Here is a 15114-nt window from a genome sequence, read left to right as displayed (position 1 = left end):
TGTGCCAAGCTCGCAGCAGGCAGTGCCTCAAATAACGACCTCGCGCCGTGGACGACCTCGGCGCACCTAATTATGCGGGACGACCCGCAGCCCAGGACAAGGCTGATCAGCTGTCAGCCTGTGGGGTATTGTCATGTTCAAAAAACTGTTGATCGCCAATCGTGGCGCCATTGCCTGCCGTATTCTGCGCACCTTGCGTGAATTGCAGGTCAAGGGTATCGCCGTCTATGCCGAAGCCGATGCGGCGAGCTTGCATATCCAGCAAGCCGACGAGGCCTACAGCCTCGGTGAAGGGACCGCGGCCACCACCTACCTGGCGGCGGAAAAACTGCTCGCTACCGCCAAGGCCTGTGGCGCCGGCGCGATTCATCCCGGCTACGGCTTTCTGTCGGAAAACGCCGCGTTTGCACAGGCCTGTGAAGATGCAGGCATGGTCTTTATCGGCCCAACGCCTGAACAACTGCGACTATTTGGCCTGAAGCACACCGCCCGTGCGCTGGCCAGGCAACAGCGGATTCCATTGCTCGAAGGCAGTGAACTGCTCGACAGTCTCTACGACGCACTGTTGGCCGCCGACAGCGTGGGATACCCGGTCATGCTCAAAAGTACCGCCGGTGGCGGCGGCATTGGCATGCGGATCTGCCGCAACCCGCAGGAGCTGGGCGACGGCTTCGAAATCGTCAAACGCCTGGGCCAAAACAATTTCGGTGACACCGGTGTGTTTATCGAGAAATACATCCAGCACGCGCGTCACCTGGAAGTACAGATATTTGGCGACGGGACAGGCCAAGTGATCGCTCTGGGGGTACGTGACTGCTCGGTGCAAAGACGTCACCAGAAAGTCCTTGAAGAAACCCCTGCACCCAACCTGCCCACGGGCATGAACGAGGCCCTGTGCTCGGCGGCCATCACCCTGGGCAAAGCTGTGAATTACCGCAGCGCCGGCACCGTGGAGTTCATCTTCGACAGTGAGGATGGACGCTTCTACTTCCTGGAAGTGAACACACGCTTGCAGGTAGAGCATGGCGTGACCGAACAAGTGTGGGGCGTCGACCTGGTACGTTGGATGGTGTTGCTGGCAGCGGGTGACATGCCGCCGTTGAGCGAATTGGCACTCAGCCCCAGCGGCCATGCGATTCAGGCACGTGTGTATGCAGAAGACCCTGGGCGCAATTTCCAGCCGAGCCCAGGGCTGTTGACCTGCGTGGAGTTTCCGGCCGCCGAAGGCCTGCGTATCGACACCTGGGTACAAGCCGGCTGCGAAATCCCGCCCTACTTCGACCCCCTGATCGCCAAGCTTATTACCTGGGCACCTACCCGCGAACAGGCGCGCCTGGCGTTGCACCAGGCGTTAAGCGACAGCCGGCTCTACGGTGTGGAAACCAACCGCGATTACCTGCGCCAGATTTTACTCACGGCGCCCTTCGCCAGTGGCCGGCCGTGGACCCGTTGCCTCGACAGCCTGATCTACACCGCCCATACGTTCGAGGTCATCAGCCCCGGCACGCAAACCAGCGTGCAGGACTACCCCGGCCGCCTGGGTTACTGGGCCGTAGGGGTGCCGCCATCGGGGCCCATGGACAGCCGCGCGTTACGCTTGGGCAATCGTCTGCTGGGCAACAGCGAGGGCGCCGCCGCGCTGGAAATCACCATGAGCGGCCCGCTGCTGCGCTTCAATTGCACGACGGTGGTGGCGGTGACAGGCGCAGACATTGCGCTGCTGCTCAACGAGCAGACAGTGCCGATGAATACCGCGCTATTGATCGAGGCAGGCTCGGTCCTGAGCCTGGGTACGATCACCGGCGCAGGTGCGCGCAGTTACCTGTGTCTGCGCGGTGGGTTGCAGGTACCGGATTACCTGGGCAGCAAAAGCACCTTCACCCTCGGTCTGTTTGGCGGTCATGGCGGGCGAGCGCTACGTGCCGGTGACGTGTTGCATGTACGGCCGCTGGAGGATCGCAGTGCGGGGCAGACACAGAGTGCCGAGCCGCTGCCCGCTGTGCGCACGCTGCGTGTGATCTACGGCCCACACGGCGCGCCGGAATACTTCACGCAGCAATACATCGACACGTTCTTCGCCGCACAATGGGAAGTGCATTTCAATTCCAGTCGTACCGGTGTGCGATTGATCGGGCCCAAGCCTGTATGGGCGCGAACGGACGGCGGTGAAGCGGGCCTGCACCCCTCCAATATCCACGACAATCCCTATGCCGTCGGCACCGTGGATTTTACCGGAGACATGCCAGTGATCCTTGGCCCGGATGGGCCAAGCCTCGGTGGGTTTGTATGCCCGGTGACGGTGATCGAGGCGGACCTGTGGCAACTGGGACAGCTCAAGGCGGGAGACAAGCTCAGGTTCGAGGCGGTCGACCTCGAGACTGCTCGCGGTCTCGCCTTGAAGTGGGACCGCTGTGAGGGCTGGCCTGCCCTCGTTGAAGCGCGCGAGTGCAGCCGCAACACGGTCCCAGTGAGAATGGCATCACCTGTGGTGCTGGACATCGGCGAAGCTGACGTGCGCCTCGTCGTCCGTCTGGCCGGCGACACTCACCTGCTTCTGGAAATCGGCGCTCCCGAACTTGACCTGGTGCTACGTTTTCGCGCCCACGCCTTGATGCAAGCCCTTGAAGCTCGAGCATTGCAGGGTGTCATTGACCTGACCCCAGGCATCCGCTCCGTGCAAATCCACTATCAACCGGAACAATTGCCGTTGGCCGATCTGCTACCGCTGATCATCGCGGATTGGGCCTGCGTGTGCGCCAGGCAAAACCTGCAAGTTCCCTCTCGCATCGTCCACCTGCCGCTATCCTGGGACGACCCGGCTTGCCAGCTGGCCATCGACAAATACATGACCACGGTGCGCCAGGACGCGCCGTGGTGCCCGAGCAATCTCGAGTTCATTCGCCGCATCAACGATCTGGTCAGCCTGGATGAAGTTCGCCACACCGTGTTTAACGCCAGCTACCTGGTAATGGGCCTGGGCGACGTCTATCTCGGCGCGCCGGTCGCGACCCCCCTGGACCCCAGGCATAGGCTGGTGACCACCAAATACAACCCGGCGCGCACCTGGACTGCTGAAAACTCGGTGGGCATCGGCGGCGCTTACTTGTGTGTCTATGGCATGGAAGGTCCGGGCGGCTATCAGTTTGTGGGGCGAACCCTGCAGATGTGGAATCGCTATCGCGACGTCGCGGCATTCAGGGGCAAGCCGTGGTTACTGCGTTTTTTCGACCAGATCCGTTTTTATCCGGTGAGCGCCGAAGAACTGCTGCAGATACGCCGCGACTTCCCGCTCGGGCGCTTTGAACCGACCATTGAAGACAGTCAGTTGGACCTGATCACGTATCAGCAATTTCTGGCGCAGGAAGCCGCGGCAATCGATGTCTTTCGCCAACGGCAAAAAAGGGCTTTCGATGCCGAACGCGAGCGCTGGCTTGCCGGCGGCCTGGCGCATTTGGAGAGCGAGGCCCTGGCAGCGCCATTGGCGCAAGACAAACCGTTAGACGCCAATCAGTACAGCGTCGACAGCCACATTGCGGGCGGGCTCTGGCAAGTCCGGGTATCGGCCGGAGAGCACGTCGCAGCCGGCGATGTGCTGGTAGTGCTGGAATCCATGAAGATGGAGATCCCGGTGTTGGCACCGTTTGCCGGTGTGGTACGTGACGTTGCCGTGCAGCCGGGCAGTGGCATCAGCGCCGGCCAAAGGTTAGTGGTGCTGGAGCGGGATTGAGCGACGCTGTATTGTGCGGGTACTTTCAAGGCCCGGCATGACCGTCCAATGAACACCCCAACCCTTTGCCCCGCCTGCGGTGCCCGTAACGACTGCAGCCTGGCCGACCCGCGCACGGCCGGCCAGGCCTGCTGGTGCTACAGCGTCACCATCGACCCGGCGGTGCTCCAGGCGCTGCCCGACGAACTGCGCGACAAGGCCTGCCTGTGCCCGCGTTGCGCCCAGGTAGACCAACAGTTGCGTCACCGCGATGCGCCTTGATCGCTTCCTCAGTAACCTGCCACGGTTCAATCGCAAGCACGTGCGGCGGCTGTTGGCCGAACGCCGGGTAATGGTGGACGGTGCAACGGTATGCGACCCGCTTCATGAGGTGCGCACGTTCAGCAGCGTGCGCGTGGACGGTGAGGTGCTGCAGCCGGGCAAACCTGCCCGTTATTTCATGCTGCACAAGCCGCAAGGGTGCGTCAGCGCTACGTCCGATGCGCAACACCGTACCGTGCTCGATCTGCTCGATGAACCGCACAAGGACGCACTGCATATCGCAGGGCGCCTGGACTACAACACCACCGGGCTGATGGTGATCACCAATGACGGCCAGTGGTCGCGACGCCTGACGCAACCGGCAACCAAGTTGCCCAAGGTGTATCGGGTGGAAACCGAGCAGGACATCGGCCCTGACTATGCGGCGGTCTTCAGGGCGGGCCTGTACTTCGCCTTCGAAGACCTCATCACCCAACCCGCCGAGCTGGAGTTACTGGGACCGAGGACGGCGCGCTTGAGCATCATCGAAGGCCGCTATCACCAGGTGAAACGCATGTTCGGCCATTTTGATAACAAAGTGACAGCCCTGCATCGCGAGCGCATGGGCCCGCTGCACCTGGATGCAGCGCTTGCGCCGGGCGAGTATCGGGCGCTGACTGACGAGGAAATCCGTCTCGTCTGACGACCGCTCAGCCGCTGATGGCAAAAAACCAGCTGCGCCGCTGGCGACATCTCCAGGCTGTGCTTGAATCAAGATCACCCGTCGGATGATGACTGGCGGGTCACCTATAACCTCCAAGAAACACCTTGCCGCGCCCGCGCTTGATTACGGGCCTTCCCGGCAAACATCCCGCCCTGACAACCGCTGTCGGCCAGCCGCAATCGGACCGACATGGGCGCTCGGCTTCCAGGCGTATGCCTACCTGTCATAAAGCTCGTGCAAAGTCATTTGCGCGCCCTACCCGCTTGCCAGGAGTCTTACGACATGAGGCCAGAAATCGCTGTGTTGGATATACAGGGTCAATACCGGGTTTACACGGAGTTCTATCGCGCCGATGCCGCTGACAAGACCATCATCCTGGTCAATGGCTCGATGGCCACCACGGCCTCTTTCGCCCAGACCGTGAAAAGCCTGTACCCGCAATTCAATGTGGTGTTGTACGACCAGCCTTATGCCGGCCGTTCCAAAATACACAACCGCCACGAGCGGATGCTGACCAAGGAAGTCGAAGGCCAGATCCTGCTGGAACTCATCGACCGCTTTGCCGCCGAACACGTGCTCTCCTTCTCCTGGGGCGGCGCCGCCACGCTGTTCGCCCTCGCTCAACGCCCGCAACGCGTCGAAAAGGCCGTGATCAGCTCGTTCTCCCCGGTGATCAACGCACCGATGCGTGATTATCTGGAGCGCGGCGTCGACTACCTCGGTAATCTGGAGCGCGACCGCGTCGGCCACCTGGTCAACAGCACCCTCGGCAAGCACCTGCCGTCGCTGTTCAAGCGCTTCAACCACAAGCACGTGAGCAGCCTGGCCGAGCATGAGTACGGGCAGATGCATTTCCACATCAGCCAAGTGCTTTACAGCGACCGGTTGTGCTACCTCAAGGCAGCCAGGCAGATCGACATTCCGGTGCTGTTCGTGAACGGCGAATGGGACGAGTACACCAGCGCAGGCGATGCCAGGCTGTTCGGCCAGCATGTGAAAAACAGCAGCTTCAGCACGGTTCAGGCGACGGGGCATTTCCTGGATATGGAGCATAAAGCGGCGTGCCGGGACAGCCGGGAGGCGGTGGTGGGCTTTTTGAAAGGGCAGCGGCCGGTGAGTCGGTTACGCTGTCAGCCAGGTCAGACGCAACATGCCTTTGCGGTCTGAAATGCGACCCACTGTAGGAGCGCGCTCCTGCAGTGGCACCGCCTATCGGCAAGCGGTGCGAGCGCAACATGCGATTTTTTCGAAGAAAAACTTCAAATCCGGGTGAACATCTGGTACAAAGTCAGCCGCTTTGAGCGGGTATAGTTTAGTGGCAAAACGAAAGCTTCCCAAGCTTTAGTTGAGGGTTCGATTCCCTCTACCCGCTCCACACAAATGCGTTCTCCTGTCATGCTGCGGCTGACAGGGGAAGTGTAAAAAACCGGTCCTTGTGACCGGTTTTTTTATGCCTGGCGTTCAAGGGCCGATAACGCGTGTGTTCGCACCGCCCCAGAAAACTGTACAAATATAAAATTCTGTACAAGTATTGTGCGCTGAAGACCAAAACACATTGATCAACCGTTCGAGCACGCCAAGGTCGGCGTCCAATGAGGTCCAATTCATGAATGTGCACATGCTGACCGAGCTGGCCGCGAACGGCGAGATCCGCGAGCTGCAATTGCTGTCGCTAGAAGGTGGCTTGTATCTGGCACGGGTCCGGCTGGATCGCGATGAAAAAACGCTACGGGGCGATGACGGGCAGCCACTGCGCATCCGCTCCACCACCCACTTGCGCGACCTGCTGCAAGGGGTGGCCGCATTTCCCTGCGTGCTGGTGCAACACAGCGTGCATGACGAAATGTGCGGGGTCCGCGAAGGGCCGATTGGTGGGTTGCGCATTCCTTTTTCACTGAACGCGGCGCTCTAAGCTAGATTTATTGTCGGACCCGTTTTCCGAGTATCAGCGACATTGATTTAAGCAGCGTCCTACACGGAAGGGCCGTCCACACCACGAGAATGCAGCAACCTCAGTCAGCAGCAGGGCCTACCGGATGTCTTACCCTGAACAGGAAAATTCAAGGCAAGCAGTAAGAAAAGTCGTGGGGCTTGTGCTGATCATTCCATTGTTGCTGCCACTGACCCCAATCCCTTTCGGACTGCGCCCCATGGCAGTGGCAGCGACCCTCGCGGGCGCCGTCTACGGCGCCTGGTACTCAATGCGACACACCAGCCGAGGGGTAGCCTTCAGCGCTATCATGCTGGCCCTGCTCAATCTCGGCGCGTGGGTGGCAATGTCGGTTCCCTCGATCATCTGGTTGATTTTCTATGTCGCGGTGGCCTATGGGTCAGGCCATTGGATTCACTGGCGTTTTTAACGCCAGCAAATTCGACCGCAAGAAACCGGTTTCTCCTGGGGTTCACTGAGGGGATAGTTGCACCGGACAGCCTCAAGGATCAAGCCCATGTCATACGCCTACAAACTCATGCCCTCCCCCGTCGGCCAACTCACCCTGGTGGCACGCAACGGCAAGCTCGGTGCCGTGCTCTGGGAAACGGAACGCGAAAATCGGGTGCGCCTGGGTGAGCTGCACGAAGCCAACGACAGCCCGGTACTCCTGGAAACAGAGCGCCAGCTGGCGGAGTATTTCGCTGGCACGCGCAACCGTTTCGAGTTGGAACTGGACTTCGACGGCACCGACTTTCAGAAGCAAGTCTGGCAGGCCTTGCTGACCATCCCGTTTGGCCAAACTCGCAGCTACAGCCAGATTGCCCGGCAGATCGGCAACCCAAACGCGGTGCGCGCCGTAGGCGCGGCGAACGGGCGTAACCCGATCTCGATCATTGCGCCCTGTCACCGCGTCGTGGGGGCTTCGGGGGCACTGACGGGGTTTGCCGGCGGGCTTGAAGCCAAGCGGTATCTGTTGACGCTGGAGGATCGCGGTCAGGCAACACTGGCGTTCTGATCATGGGCTTGGGACAGGCCCGCGAACAAAGGACGCGCAGTCGAATAAACGTTGAAAACCCAATTTTTGATACAGCGGGACAGCCATCATCGATCCCTCGAGAAAACACCTGCCTGCCCCAAGACCCGAAGCGTGAAGCAGGGCCGCCTGAATCAATCGCGTGGCGTAGCCTCTGGCACGAAAGCCGATAAGCGTGCCGACGTCACTGAGCCTTGCCTCACCCTCACACAATGACAAGGTCAACGAACAGCGCACCTGCCCCTCGGCGGACAAGATGAAGTGATAAAGGGCTTCATCGGCGTCCAGCGCCCGCTGGTGCCGGGCCTGATAATCGGCGACCGTCTGGGGCGATATCGAAAACACACTGCCAAGCGGATTCGCCCATTCATTCAAGTCACACGTCAGGCTGATCTGCACAGCCTCCTCGCTGATCGATGGCGCAAAGCGCGCCAACGGGAGGACCATCGTGGTGCTCTTTTCAGCAGGCTCAAAACCAAGCCCGGTGAGCGCGCCGCGTAACCCATCGACCTGTACCTCAGGAATCACGATGCGTATTGGGGCTACGTTACGGCGGATCAGCTCCAGGATCACCTGCGTCGCTTCGTGCAAGGGAGCGCTGCCCACGCGAATGAACAACGTATTCCACGGCGAGGAATTCTCCTCGGCAAAATAGGTGTTGATACCGGCGGCATGTCGACGGTACATCGCGCAGGTCGTCGCAAAAAAATGATCTTCGGTCAAGTAATAAAGTGCGGGTATGTCAGTAGCGGCCTTTGCGTACATAAGGACTGTCCAGGGCAAAAACCCAGTCTTGCGCTCAACGCTTCGCAGCGCCGTAGGCCCGCTCCTAAAACCCAGGCAGAAAAACGCCTGCTTTTATCCGAAGGCTAAGTTGTAAAAAGAAATTTCGACGAGTGCCTGCGGTCAGAATTTTCATCACCCTTATTTGAGGAAAAACCGTCATGAAATTCTCCACAGTCTCCCAAACTCTATCGCGCTGGGCCGGCAGCCCCCGGACGTTCTACGCGGCGGTGGCGTTGATTCTGGCGTGGAGCCTGAGCGGACCGTACTTTCATTACAACGACACCTGGCAATTGATCATCAACACCTCGACCACCATCATCACGTTCCTGATGGTGTTCCTGATCCAGAACACACAGAACCGCGATAACGACATCCTGCATATCAAGATCGACGAGCTGTTGCGTGTGTCCAAGGATGCTCAGAACGCTGTGCTGAGCCTGGACGGCCTGGACCGTAAAGAGCTTGAAAAGCTGCGTCAGGAATACCGCGATATCGGCAAAGCCGGCAGCTTGAGCCTCAACAGCAGTTGTGGTGCCGCCGCCGACGATGCGGCGCCGCCGAAAACCGATTTGAACCAGGCATAAAAAACGGCGGTTGGAGATGATCCAACCGCCGTTTTCATTTCAGGGAGTCACTTCAACCGTCACCTTGGTGCCCCTTGCCGTAGGTCGATGCCAGGGCCCGAGCTTTCTCCAGACGTTCTTGCAACTTGGGCAGCGTCTCGTCCACCAACGCTTTGATCTCAGGCACATCCGACGCCGCACCTTCCTGCTTGAACAGGGCGATGGCGTCTTCATTTTCCTTGACCTGCTGCGCGGCATAGGCAGCGTCGAAGGAGTCGCCGTCCTTGAGTTCAGGCATCAAGGTTTCGGCCTTGTCGACGATCTTCTCCCGCGGGGCCACCGGCAGGTCGAGCTTCTTGGCGATCGCCGCCAGATGCTGGTTGGCCAGGGTGCGCTCGTTGATCACCTCAATGGTGTAATCCTTGATTTCCTGGGACGAGGTCTTGGCGTGAGCCATACGACTGGTTTCGATATCGGCCATGCCTTTGGCTGAAGCCTGCTCGATGAATTGGGCAGGCGACTGGGCGAAAGCACTGCTGGCGCCGAGGCCCAGCAGCATCGCGAAACTGGCGGTGCGTAACCGGATAGCCATGCGGCTCATGATGGGTTCCTCCAAGGCAAAAATAGGGGCAAGGGAACTGCGCCTCGCCTTGGATTCGAATTTTGCACGCGGCAAAGGTTTAGAAAAAACTTTGCAGTGCGACGAACGGTCGTTGCCGACTCACGCAGGTTTGCTTGCAAACAGGCCCGGCAACGCGTGCGCCAGCGCGTTGATGGCGAACCCGATAAACATCACGCCGCACAGCTTCGTGATGAGGATTTCGTGGCGCTGATACACCGTACGCACGCGTTGGGCACCGACCACACCGATCAGGATCGCATAGGCCAGCAGGCCGCCGATAAAACTCAGAACAATCAGCGACGGCAGCATCGACCACGTCAGCAACTCGGCACGACTGGAGAGCAATGCCGTGAATGTCGCCACTGCCACCGGGTACGCCTTGGGATTGGTCAGACCGAACAGAATGCCGTGCCAGAACGGATGCCGCGCCGCGCCCTGAGGGGCGTCGCTGCTACGGCGCCGGGTGCGGATGGCGCGCCAGCCGAGCCAGAACAGATAAAGGCCGCTGAGCACGCCGAGTACATCAAACGCACTGCTGCCAACCTCCCGCGCGCCCACAATCGCCACCAATGCGGTGCTGCACCACACGACGTCCCCGAGTAAATGCCCAGCGAGGAACCCCGCCCCCGCACGACGGCCACGAGCGGCACCGATGCCGAACACGGCCAACACGCCAGGGCCGGGCGTAATACCGTAGATAAACCCGGAAGCAAGGACCGCTAACAGCAGGGATGGGGTCATGGGCGGGGCTCTGGCAAATTGTTGAAAGACACAGCGATTCTGCAGGTTCCGGGGCTGCGGGTAAAACTTCTATTCGTGACGGGCGACTGCAAGTTAAGCGAATTTTTCATACCCGCGCTCAGCCACCGGCAGCTTGGTAGCGACTGCTCAGGCCTCCAGCACACCTTGCACCCGACCCTTCAACCACTGCAACCCTGCATCCCCGCCCCGGCGCGCATGCCAGGCCAACTCGAACGCAAACGATGGAATATGAAACGGCGGCGGTACGCTCATCAGGTGCGCGTGATCGATATTCAGCAGGCCTCGGGATGAAACAGTCAGGATCAGGTCCGTGCCTTGAATCAACTGCGGTGCCACGCCCCAGTGCGGCAGGCTGATTGCCACGTGCCGCCGCTCACGAATGGCGGCCAGCGCACGCTCGATTTCCGGCGTGCCGCTGCCGCGCATTTCCAGCAAGACATGGGGCCGTGACAAGTACGCAGCCAGGTCCAGCACACCGCCTTTGGGCAGGCTGTCGCGGTCGACCAGGCAGGTGTAATGCTCTTCGAACAAGGGCGTCGTGCGCAGTTCGGCTGGCACGTCAGGGAAGACCCCGGCAGCGAGGTCGAGATCACCATTGAGCACGCCGTCGACCATGCCTTCGCGGCTGGCCTGGATGATTTGCAAGTCGATGCCCGGCGCTTCATGGCGTAACAGACGCACCAAGCCGGGCAGGAAAATCGCCGCGCTGTAATCCGACATCGCCAGGCGAAAACGGCGCTTGGCCGAAGCCGGGTCAAAACGGTTCGGCGCCAGTAGCGCCTGCACCTGGGCCAGGGCCTCTGCCAACGGCGTGGCCAACTCCAGCGCACGGGCGGTGGCTATCAATGCGCCGCCCTGACGCACCAGCAACGGGTCACCCAGCAGGTCACGCAAGCGCGCCAGCGCATGGCTGACCGCTGGTTGACTCAGGTGCAGGCGCTCGGCGGCGCGGGTGACATGTTGCTCGCTGAGCAAAGCATCGAGGATCACCAACAGATTCAGGTCAACGCGTCGCAGATCATTCATCAGCTGCATGCTCGGCATAACAAATCGGAATTTAAATTTGCGCGACGAATAGCCTAGAGTCCAGCAAAACCTCTGGGAGATTCGACATGACAACGTTGCATTGGCTGGGTTTGTTGCTGCTGGCGGTGATCGCCGGCGCCGTGGTGCCGTTTCAGAGTGCGATCAACGCCAACCTGGGTCGCGGGCTCGGCCACCCGTTGTGGGCGACGCTGGCATCCCTGTTGGTAAGCGTCATGGTGTTGCTGCCGGTGATCATCGCACTACGGCTGCCCTTGCCGAGCCTGGCCTTTATCACCCGGGCGCCGCTGTGGATGTGGGCCGGTGGCGCATTTGGGGTGTGCTTCATTTCGCTGGCATTGATGCTGCTGCCCAGGCTGGGTGCATCAGGGTTTATCGCACTGGCCATGGCCGGGCAGATTCTGGCGTCGTTGCTGCTCGATCATTTCGGGCTGTTCGGCCTTGCGCAGCGCCCAATAACAATGCCGCGGGCGCTCGGAGCGCTGTTGTTGATGGGCGCGGTGGTGTTGATTCAGTTCAGCGCCACGCCGGTGCGGGCAGTGGCGACAGCGGGTTGATCAGCCGCGCTCAACGGCCAGATGACTGATATCCCGCTGCTCCACCACCGCGTGCGGCGCGCCCTGTCTGGCCACCTGCAACATCGCCTGGCCGACCGTCTGGGTACTCACCACCCAATCCGGCTTTACCCGACGCACAAACGAGAGCAACGGCCCGAGCACGCTATAGAACGCCTGGTACAACGGCGTCTTGGAACGCACGCCGTGCAACGGTTGGATGATCCCCGGCCGGAACAGATAGACCGCCTTGAACGGCAAGCGCAGCAACGCGTTCTCGGTCTTGCCCTTGACCCGTGCCCACATTGACTTGCCCCTCTCGGAACTGTCGGTGCCGGCGCCAGACACATAGATAAACGTCATCTGCCGATTGAGCCGCGCCAGGGTGCTGGCGGCGACTAACGTCAGGTCGTAAGTGAGGTGGGTGTACTTGACTTCATTCATGCCCGCCGAGGAAACGCCCAGGCAGAAGAAGCACGCATCAAAGCCTTGCAGCAGGTTTTCCAGGGGCTGGAAATCCAGCATGTCACTGTGCAACACCTGATGCAGTTTGCCGTGTTGCTGGGTCAACGGCGTACGGCCGACAGCGACGACTTCCTGCACGTCGGCCGCCAGCAGGCACTCGCGCAGCACGCCCTGGCCGACCATACCGGTGGCGCCGAATAACAGAACTCTCATGGGGGACCTCAGCGGCAAGCCGCAAGCTTCATGCTCATGTTGAACGCGTTCAACTTGTAGCTTACCGCTTGCAGCTCGAAGCTGCCCCTATCAAAACGCGCTGCGAAAGATCTCCTCGATCTGACGCTGATCCGCGCGCCGCGGGTTGGTCAGGCCACACGCATCCTTCAGCGCATTGCTCGCCAGCAGCGGAATATCCTGCAACCTGGCGCCGAGCTCACGCAGGCCGGCGGGGATTTCCACATCCTGGGACAACGTGCGAATCGCGACGATAGCAGCCTGCGCGCCCTCTTCCGGAGTCACCCCCTTGATATCGGCACCCAACGCACGCGCCACGTCACTCAAGCGCTTGGCGCTGACACTGGCGTTGAAACTCTGCACGTGGGGCAGCAGCACCGCATTGCACACGCCGTGGGGAAGGTCGTACAGGCCACCGAGCTGATGCGCCATGGCATGCACGAACCCCAGCGACGCGTTGTTGAACGCCATGCCCGCGAGGAACTGCGCATACGCCATGTTCTCCCGCGCGGCCATGTCGCTGCCGTCGCGTACCGCCAGGCGCAGGTTGGCGCTGATCAATTCGATGGCCTTGATTGCGCACGCGTCGGTGATCGGTGTGGCGGCGGTGGACACGTAGGCTTCGATAGCATGGGTCAAGGCGTCCATGCCGGTGGCGGCGGTGAGGCCCTTGGGCATGGCGACCATCAATGCCGGGTCGTTGACCGACAGCAGCGGCGTGACATTGCGGTCGACGATGGCCATTTTCACGTGGCGGGTTTCGTCGGTGATGATGCAGAAACGGGTCATCTCGCTGGCCGTGCCGGCGGTGGTGTTGATCGCCACCAGCGGCAGCTGCGGCTTGCTCGATTGGTCGACCCCCTCATAGTCGCCGATACGCCCGCCGTTGGTGGCGCACAACGCGATGCCCTTGGCGCAGTCATGGGGCGAGCCGCCGCCCAGGGACACCACAAAATCGCAGGCGCTCTGTTGCAGCAACGCCAGGCCTTTCTCGACGTTTTCCACATTGGGGTTGGGCTTGGCGCCGTCGTAGACCACCGAATCGATGTCCTGCATCGCCAGTTTCTCGGCGATCATGCTGGCCACACCGGCTTTGCACAGCCCCTGGTCAGTGACGATCAACGCCTTGCGAAAACCGTAATTGCGGATGGCGATCATGGCTTCGTCGAGGCAGTCGATGCCCATGATATTGACGGCGGGGATAAAAAACGTGCTGCTCATGGTCGATCCTCAGGGGCTTTATACCCACAGAATCCACCGGTACCGCTTGCCGTATCTTGACCAGGATCAATGCCGGCTCGTGATAAAGTCACCGTCCAGCCGATTTCGAGTAGACCCGCCGCAATGAAGGATTTCCAGAATATTGACGCCCACCTTGACGACTGGAGCGCACTGCGCGGCGCCATCGACTTCAATGGGATTCTGATCGGCAACGGCGCAAGCCGCACGATTTGGGAAGACTTTGCCTACGACTCGCTGTTTGAAAACGCTCGCACAGTGGAAGAAAAGCCCCTGGGCCAATCCGAACTCAGCGTATTCGATGCGCTGCAGACCCGCAGTTTCGAGCAGGCCCTGGGCGCGCTGAAAACCACCAGCCGCGTCAACAAAGCCCTGGCGGTCAGCTCGGCGGCGCCACGCAATCGCTATTACGCGATCAAGGAAGCACTGATCAATACGATCCATACCGTGCATATTCCCTGGCGCCTGGTACAGCCCTCGACCCTGGCGACCATCCACGCGGAACTGGCCCGCTACACCACGGTATTTACCAGCAATTACGACCTGCTCAACTACTGGGCAATCCTGCACACGCCGGGTATCGATGACCTGTTCCGCAGCGCCGATTCAAGCTTCGACCTGCGCGACACCCGCACCGACGCCACACGCATTTTGTACCTGCACGGCGGCCTGCACCTGGTGCGCAACCTCGACGGTACCGCGCGCAAACTGTCGTCCACCGACAGCACGTTGCTCAGCAGTTTCGCGATCAACAACACAATCAAGACGCTGGACGATGTGCCGCTGTTCGTCAGCGAAGGCAAGGTGCAAGACAAGCTCAAGACCATTCGCAGTTCGGATTATCTGTCGTTCTGTTATGAACAATTGCTCACCCACGAGGGCGCGCTGTGCATCTTCGGCCATGACCTGGGGCCGCAGGATAAACACCTGGTGGATGCGATCCGCCAGGCCGACATCACCACCCTGGCCATTTCGGTCTCGGGGCGCAGCGAAGGGTTCATTCGCCAGCAGAAGCAGCGGTATTTGCAGCTGTTCGAAGGTACTGGAGCGCAGCTGAAATTCTTTGCAGCGCGCACCCATCCGCTGGGTAACCCGGCGCTGTCGGTGCCGGTCGAACACTGATCCAGTGAACCAAGAAGATCAAATGTGGGAGGGGGCTTGCTCCCGACAGCGGTGCATCAGTCAACACAT

The 15114-nt window shown here is 60.5% G+C and carries 16 protein-coding genes and 1 tRNA gene; 11 read left to right on the top strand and 6 right to left on the bottom strand.

Annotation, left to right across the window (positions count from 1 at the left end; all coding sequences use genetic code 11):
- The first annotated feature begins 133 nt into the window (after positions 1-133).
- The 8 genes from uca to PspCFBP13528_RS22920 all read left to right on the top strand — a co-directional run bounded on the left by uca (position 134) and on the right by PspCFBP13528_RS22920 (position 7639).
- Positions 134-3727, top strand: coding sequence for an urea carboxylase (uca, locus tag PspCFBP13528_RS22955; protein WP_137201587.1), 3594 nt, complete (start codon positions 134-136; stop codon positions 3725-3727).
- A 48-nt stretch (positions 3728-3775) separates the two neighbouring features.
- Positions 3776-3988, top strand: coding sequence for a cysteine-rich CWC family protein (locus PspCFBP13528_RS22950; protein WP_065949282.1), 213 nt, complete (start codon positions 3776-3778; stop codon positions 3986-3988).
- A complete protein-coding gene (locus PspCFBP13528_RS22945) occupies positions 3978-4670 on the top strand; it encodes a pseudouridine synthase (protein ID WP_065949283.1) in 693 nt (230 codons plus the stop codon). Before PspCFBP13528_RS22950 ends, PspCFBP13528_RS22945 begins: the two co-directional genes overlap by 11 nt.
- Before the next feature lie 303 nt (positions 4671-4973).
- The gene (locus PspCFBP13528_RS22940; RefSeq protein WP_065949284.1) at positions 4974-5858 is read left to right on the top strand and encodes an alpha/beta hydrolase; all 885 of its coding nucleotides are present in this window, start codon (positions 4974-4976) and stop codon (positions 5856-5858) included.
- A gap of 134 nt (positions 5859-5992) precedes the next feature.
- Positions 5993-6066, top strand: a tRNA-Gly gene (locus PspCFBP13528_RS22935).
- Between the two features lie 231 nt (positions 6067-6297).
- Positions 6298-6603 carry a DUF6482 family protein gene (locus PspCFBP13528_RS22930; RefSeq protein WP_065949285.1) on the top strand — a complete coding sequence of 102 codons (306 nt, stop codon included), beginning with the start codon at positions 6298-6300 and terminating at the stop codon, positions 6601-6603.
- A gap of 124 nt (positions 6604-6727) precedes the next feature.
- The gene (locus PspCFBP13528_RS22925; protein WP_065949286.1) at positions 6728-7051 is read left to right on the top strand and encodes a hypothetical protein; all 324 of its coding nucleotides are present in this window, start codon (positions 6728-6730) and stop codon (positions 7049-7051) included.
- 87 nt (positions 7052-7138) lie between these two features.
- Complete coding sequence (locus tag PspCFBP13528_RS22920) at positions 7139-7639, top strand: methylated-DNA--[protein]-cysteine S-methyltransferase (RefSeq protein WP_065949287.1); 501 nt, start codon at positions 7139-7141, stop codon at positions 7637-7639.
- Here PspCFBP13528_RS22920 and PspCFBP13528_RS22915 read toward each other — a convergent pair whose 3' ends face one another.
- Positions 7640-8422: a GNAT family N-acetyltransferase gene (locus tag PspCFBP13528_RS22915; RefSeq protein WP_137201586.1), complete on the bottom strand. Its 783-nt coding sequence runs from the start codon at positions 8420-8422 to the stop codon at positions 7640-7642.
- Positions 8423-8601: 179 nt separating this feature from the next.
- Between PspCFBP13528_RS22915 and PspCFBP13528_RS22910 the strand changes: the two genes are divergently transcribed.
- Positions 8602-9027: a low affinity iron permease family protein gene (locus PspCFBP13528_RS22910; RefSeq protein WP_065949289.1), complete on the top strand. Its 426-nt coding sequence runs from the start codon at positions 8602-8604 to the stop codon at positions 9025-9027.
- Positions 9028-9079: 52 nt separating this feature from the next.
- Here the strand turns inward: PspCFBP13528_RS22910 and PspCFBP13528_RS22905 are convergent, their stop codons facing one another.
- From PspCFBP13528_RS22905 to PspCFBP13528_RS22895, 3 genes are all read right to left on the bottom strand, one after another.
- Positions 9080-9607 (bottom strand): DUF4142 domain-containing protein, encoded by a 528-nt coding sequence (locus PspCFBP13528_RS22905; RefSeq protein WP_065949290.1) that lies wholly within the window; start codon positions 9605-9607, stop codon positions 9080-9082.
- 120 nt (positions 9608-9727) lie between these two features.
- Positions 9728-10369, bottom strand: a complete 642-nt coding sequence (locus PspCFBP13528_RS22900; protein ID WP_137201585.1) for a LysE family translocator — start codon at positions 10367-10369, stop codon at positions 9728-9730.
- 147 nt (positions 10370-10516) lie between these two features.
- Positions 10517-11434: a LysR family transcriptional regulator gene (locus tag PspCFBP13528_RS22895; protein WP_065949292.1), complete on the bottom strand. Its 918-nt coding sequence runs from the start codon at positions 11432-11434 to the stop codon at positions 10517-10519.
- 68 nt (positions 11435-11502) lie between these two features.
- On the opposite strand from PspCFBP13528_RS22895, the gene PspCFBP13528_RS22890 reads away from it, so the two are divergent.
- On the top strand, positions 11503-11991 hold the full coding sequence (locus PspCFBP13528_RS22890) for a DMT family transporter (protein ID WP_065949293.1): 489 nt from the start codon (positions 11503-11505) through the stop codon (positions 11989-11991).
- On the opposite strand, the gene PspCFBP13528_RS22885 is transcribed toward PspCFBP13528_RS22890, so the two are convergent.
- Both PspCFBP13528_RS22885 and yiaY read right to left on the bottom strand, forming a co-directional pair.
- Complete coding sequence (locus tag PspCFBP13528_RS22885) at positions 11992-12666, bottom strand: NAD(P)H-binding protein (protein WP_137201584.1); 675 nt, start codon at positions 12664-12666, stop codon at positions 11992-11994.
- Between the two features lie 90 nt (positions 12667-12756).
- The gene (gene yiaY, locus PspCFBP13528_RS22880; protein ID WP_137201583.1) at positions 12757-13905 is read right to left on the bottom strand and encodes an L-threonine dehydrogenase; all 1149 of its coding nucleotides are present in this window, start codon (positions 13903-13905) and stop codon (positions 12757-12759) included.
- A 123-nt stretch (positions 13906-14028) separates the two neighbouring features.
- Here yiaY and PspCFBP13528_RS22875 point away from each other — a divergent pair, with 123 nt between their 5' ends.
- Positions 14029-15045 (top strand): DUF4917 family protein, encoded by a 1017-nt coding sequence (locus PspCFBP13528_RS22875; protein WP_137201609.1) that lies wholly within the window; start codon positions 14029-14031, stop codon positions 15043-15045.
- Positions 15046-15114 lie beyond the last annotated feature (69 nt).

It is taken from the genome of Pseudomonas sp. CFBP13528 (assembly GCF_005233615.1).
Classification (GTDB): domain Bacteria; phylum Pseudomonadota; class Gammaproteobacteria; order Pseudomonadales; family Pseudomonadaceae; genus Aquipseudomonas; species Aquipseudomonas fluorescens_AM.
This window is presented reverse-complemented; position numbering and strand designations above follow the sequence as displayed.

Bases quoted from the DNA above. Each gene is read 5' to 3' on its own strand.
- PspCFBP13528_RS22900 (WP_137201585.1), bottom strand. From the start codon at position 10,369: ATGACCCCATCCCTGCTGTTAGCGGTCCTTGCTTCCGGGTTTATCTAC.
- yiaY (WP_137201583.1), bottom strand. From the start codon at position 13,905: ATGAGCAGCACGTTTTTTATCCCCGCCGTCAATATCATGGGCATCGAC.
- PspCFBP13528_RS22925 (WP_065949286.1), top strand. From the start codon at position 6,728: ATGTCTTACCCTGAACAGGAAAATTCAAGGCAAGCAGTAAGAAAAGTC.
- PspCFBP13528_RS22875 (WP_137201609.1), top strand. From the start codon at position 14,029: ATGAAGGATTTCCAGAATATTGACGCCCACCTTGACGACTGGAGCGCA.
- PspCFBP13528_RS22885 (WP_137201584.1), bottom strand. From the start codon at position 12,666: ATGAGAGTTCTGTTATTCGGCGCCACCGGTATGGTCGGCCAGGGCGTG.
- PspCFBP13528_RS22945 (WP_065949283.1), top strand. From the start codon at position 3,978: ATGCGCCTTGATCGCTTCCTCAGTAACCTGCCACGGTTCAATCGCAAG.
- uca (WP_137201587.1), top strand. From the start codon at position 134: ATGTTCAAAAAACTGTTGATCGCCAATCGTGGCGCCATTGCCTGCCGT.
- PspCFBP13528_RS22920 (WP_065949287.1), top strand. From the start codon at position 7,139: ATGTCATACGCCTACAAACTCATGCCCTCCCCCGTCGGCCAACTCACC.
- PspCFBP13528_RS22915 (WP_137201586.1), bottom strand. From the start codon at position 8,422: ATGTACGCAAAGGCCGCTACTGACATACCCGCACTTTATTACTTGACC.
- PspCFBP13528_RS22940 (WP_065949284.1), top strand. From the start codon at position 4,974: ATGAGGCCAGAAATCGCTGTGTTGGATATACAGGGTCAATACCGGGTT.
- PspCFBP13528_RS22895 (WP_065949292.1), bottom strand. From the start codon at position 11,434: ATGCCGAGCATGCAGCTGATGAATGATCTGCGACGCGTTGACCTGAAT.
- PspCFBP13528_RS22950 (WP_065949282.1), top strand. From the start codon at position 3,776: ATGAACACCCCAACCCTTTGCCCCGCCTGCGGTGCCCGTAACGACTGC.
- PspCFBP13528_RS22930 (WP_065949285.1), top strand. From the start codon at position 6,298: ATGAATGTGCACATGCTGACCGAGCTGGCCGCGAACGGCGAGATCCGC.
- PspCFBP13528_RS22910 (WP_065949289.1), top strand. From the start codon at position 8,602: ATGAAATTCTCCACAGTCTCCCAAACTCTATCGCGCTGGGCCGGCAGC.
- PspCFBP13528_RS22905 (WP_065949290.1), bottom strand. From the start codon at position 9,607: ATGAGCCGCATGGCTATCCGGTTACGCACCGCCAGTTTCGCGATGCTG.
- PspCFBP13528_RS22890 (WP_065949293.1), top strand. From the start codon at position 11,503: ATGACAACGTTGCATTGGCTGGGTTTGTTGCTGCTGGCGGTGATCGCC.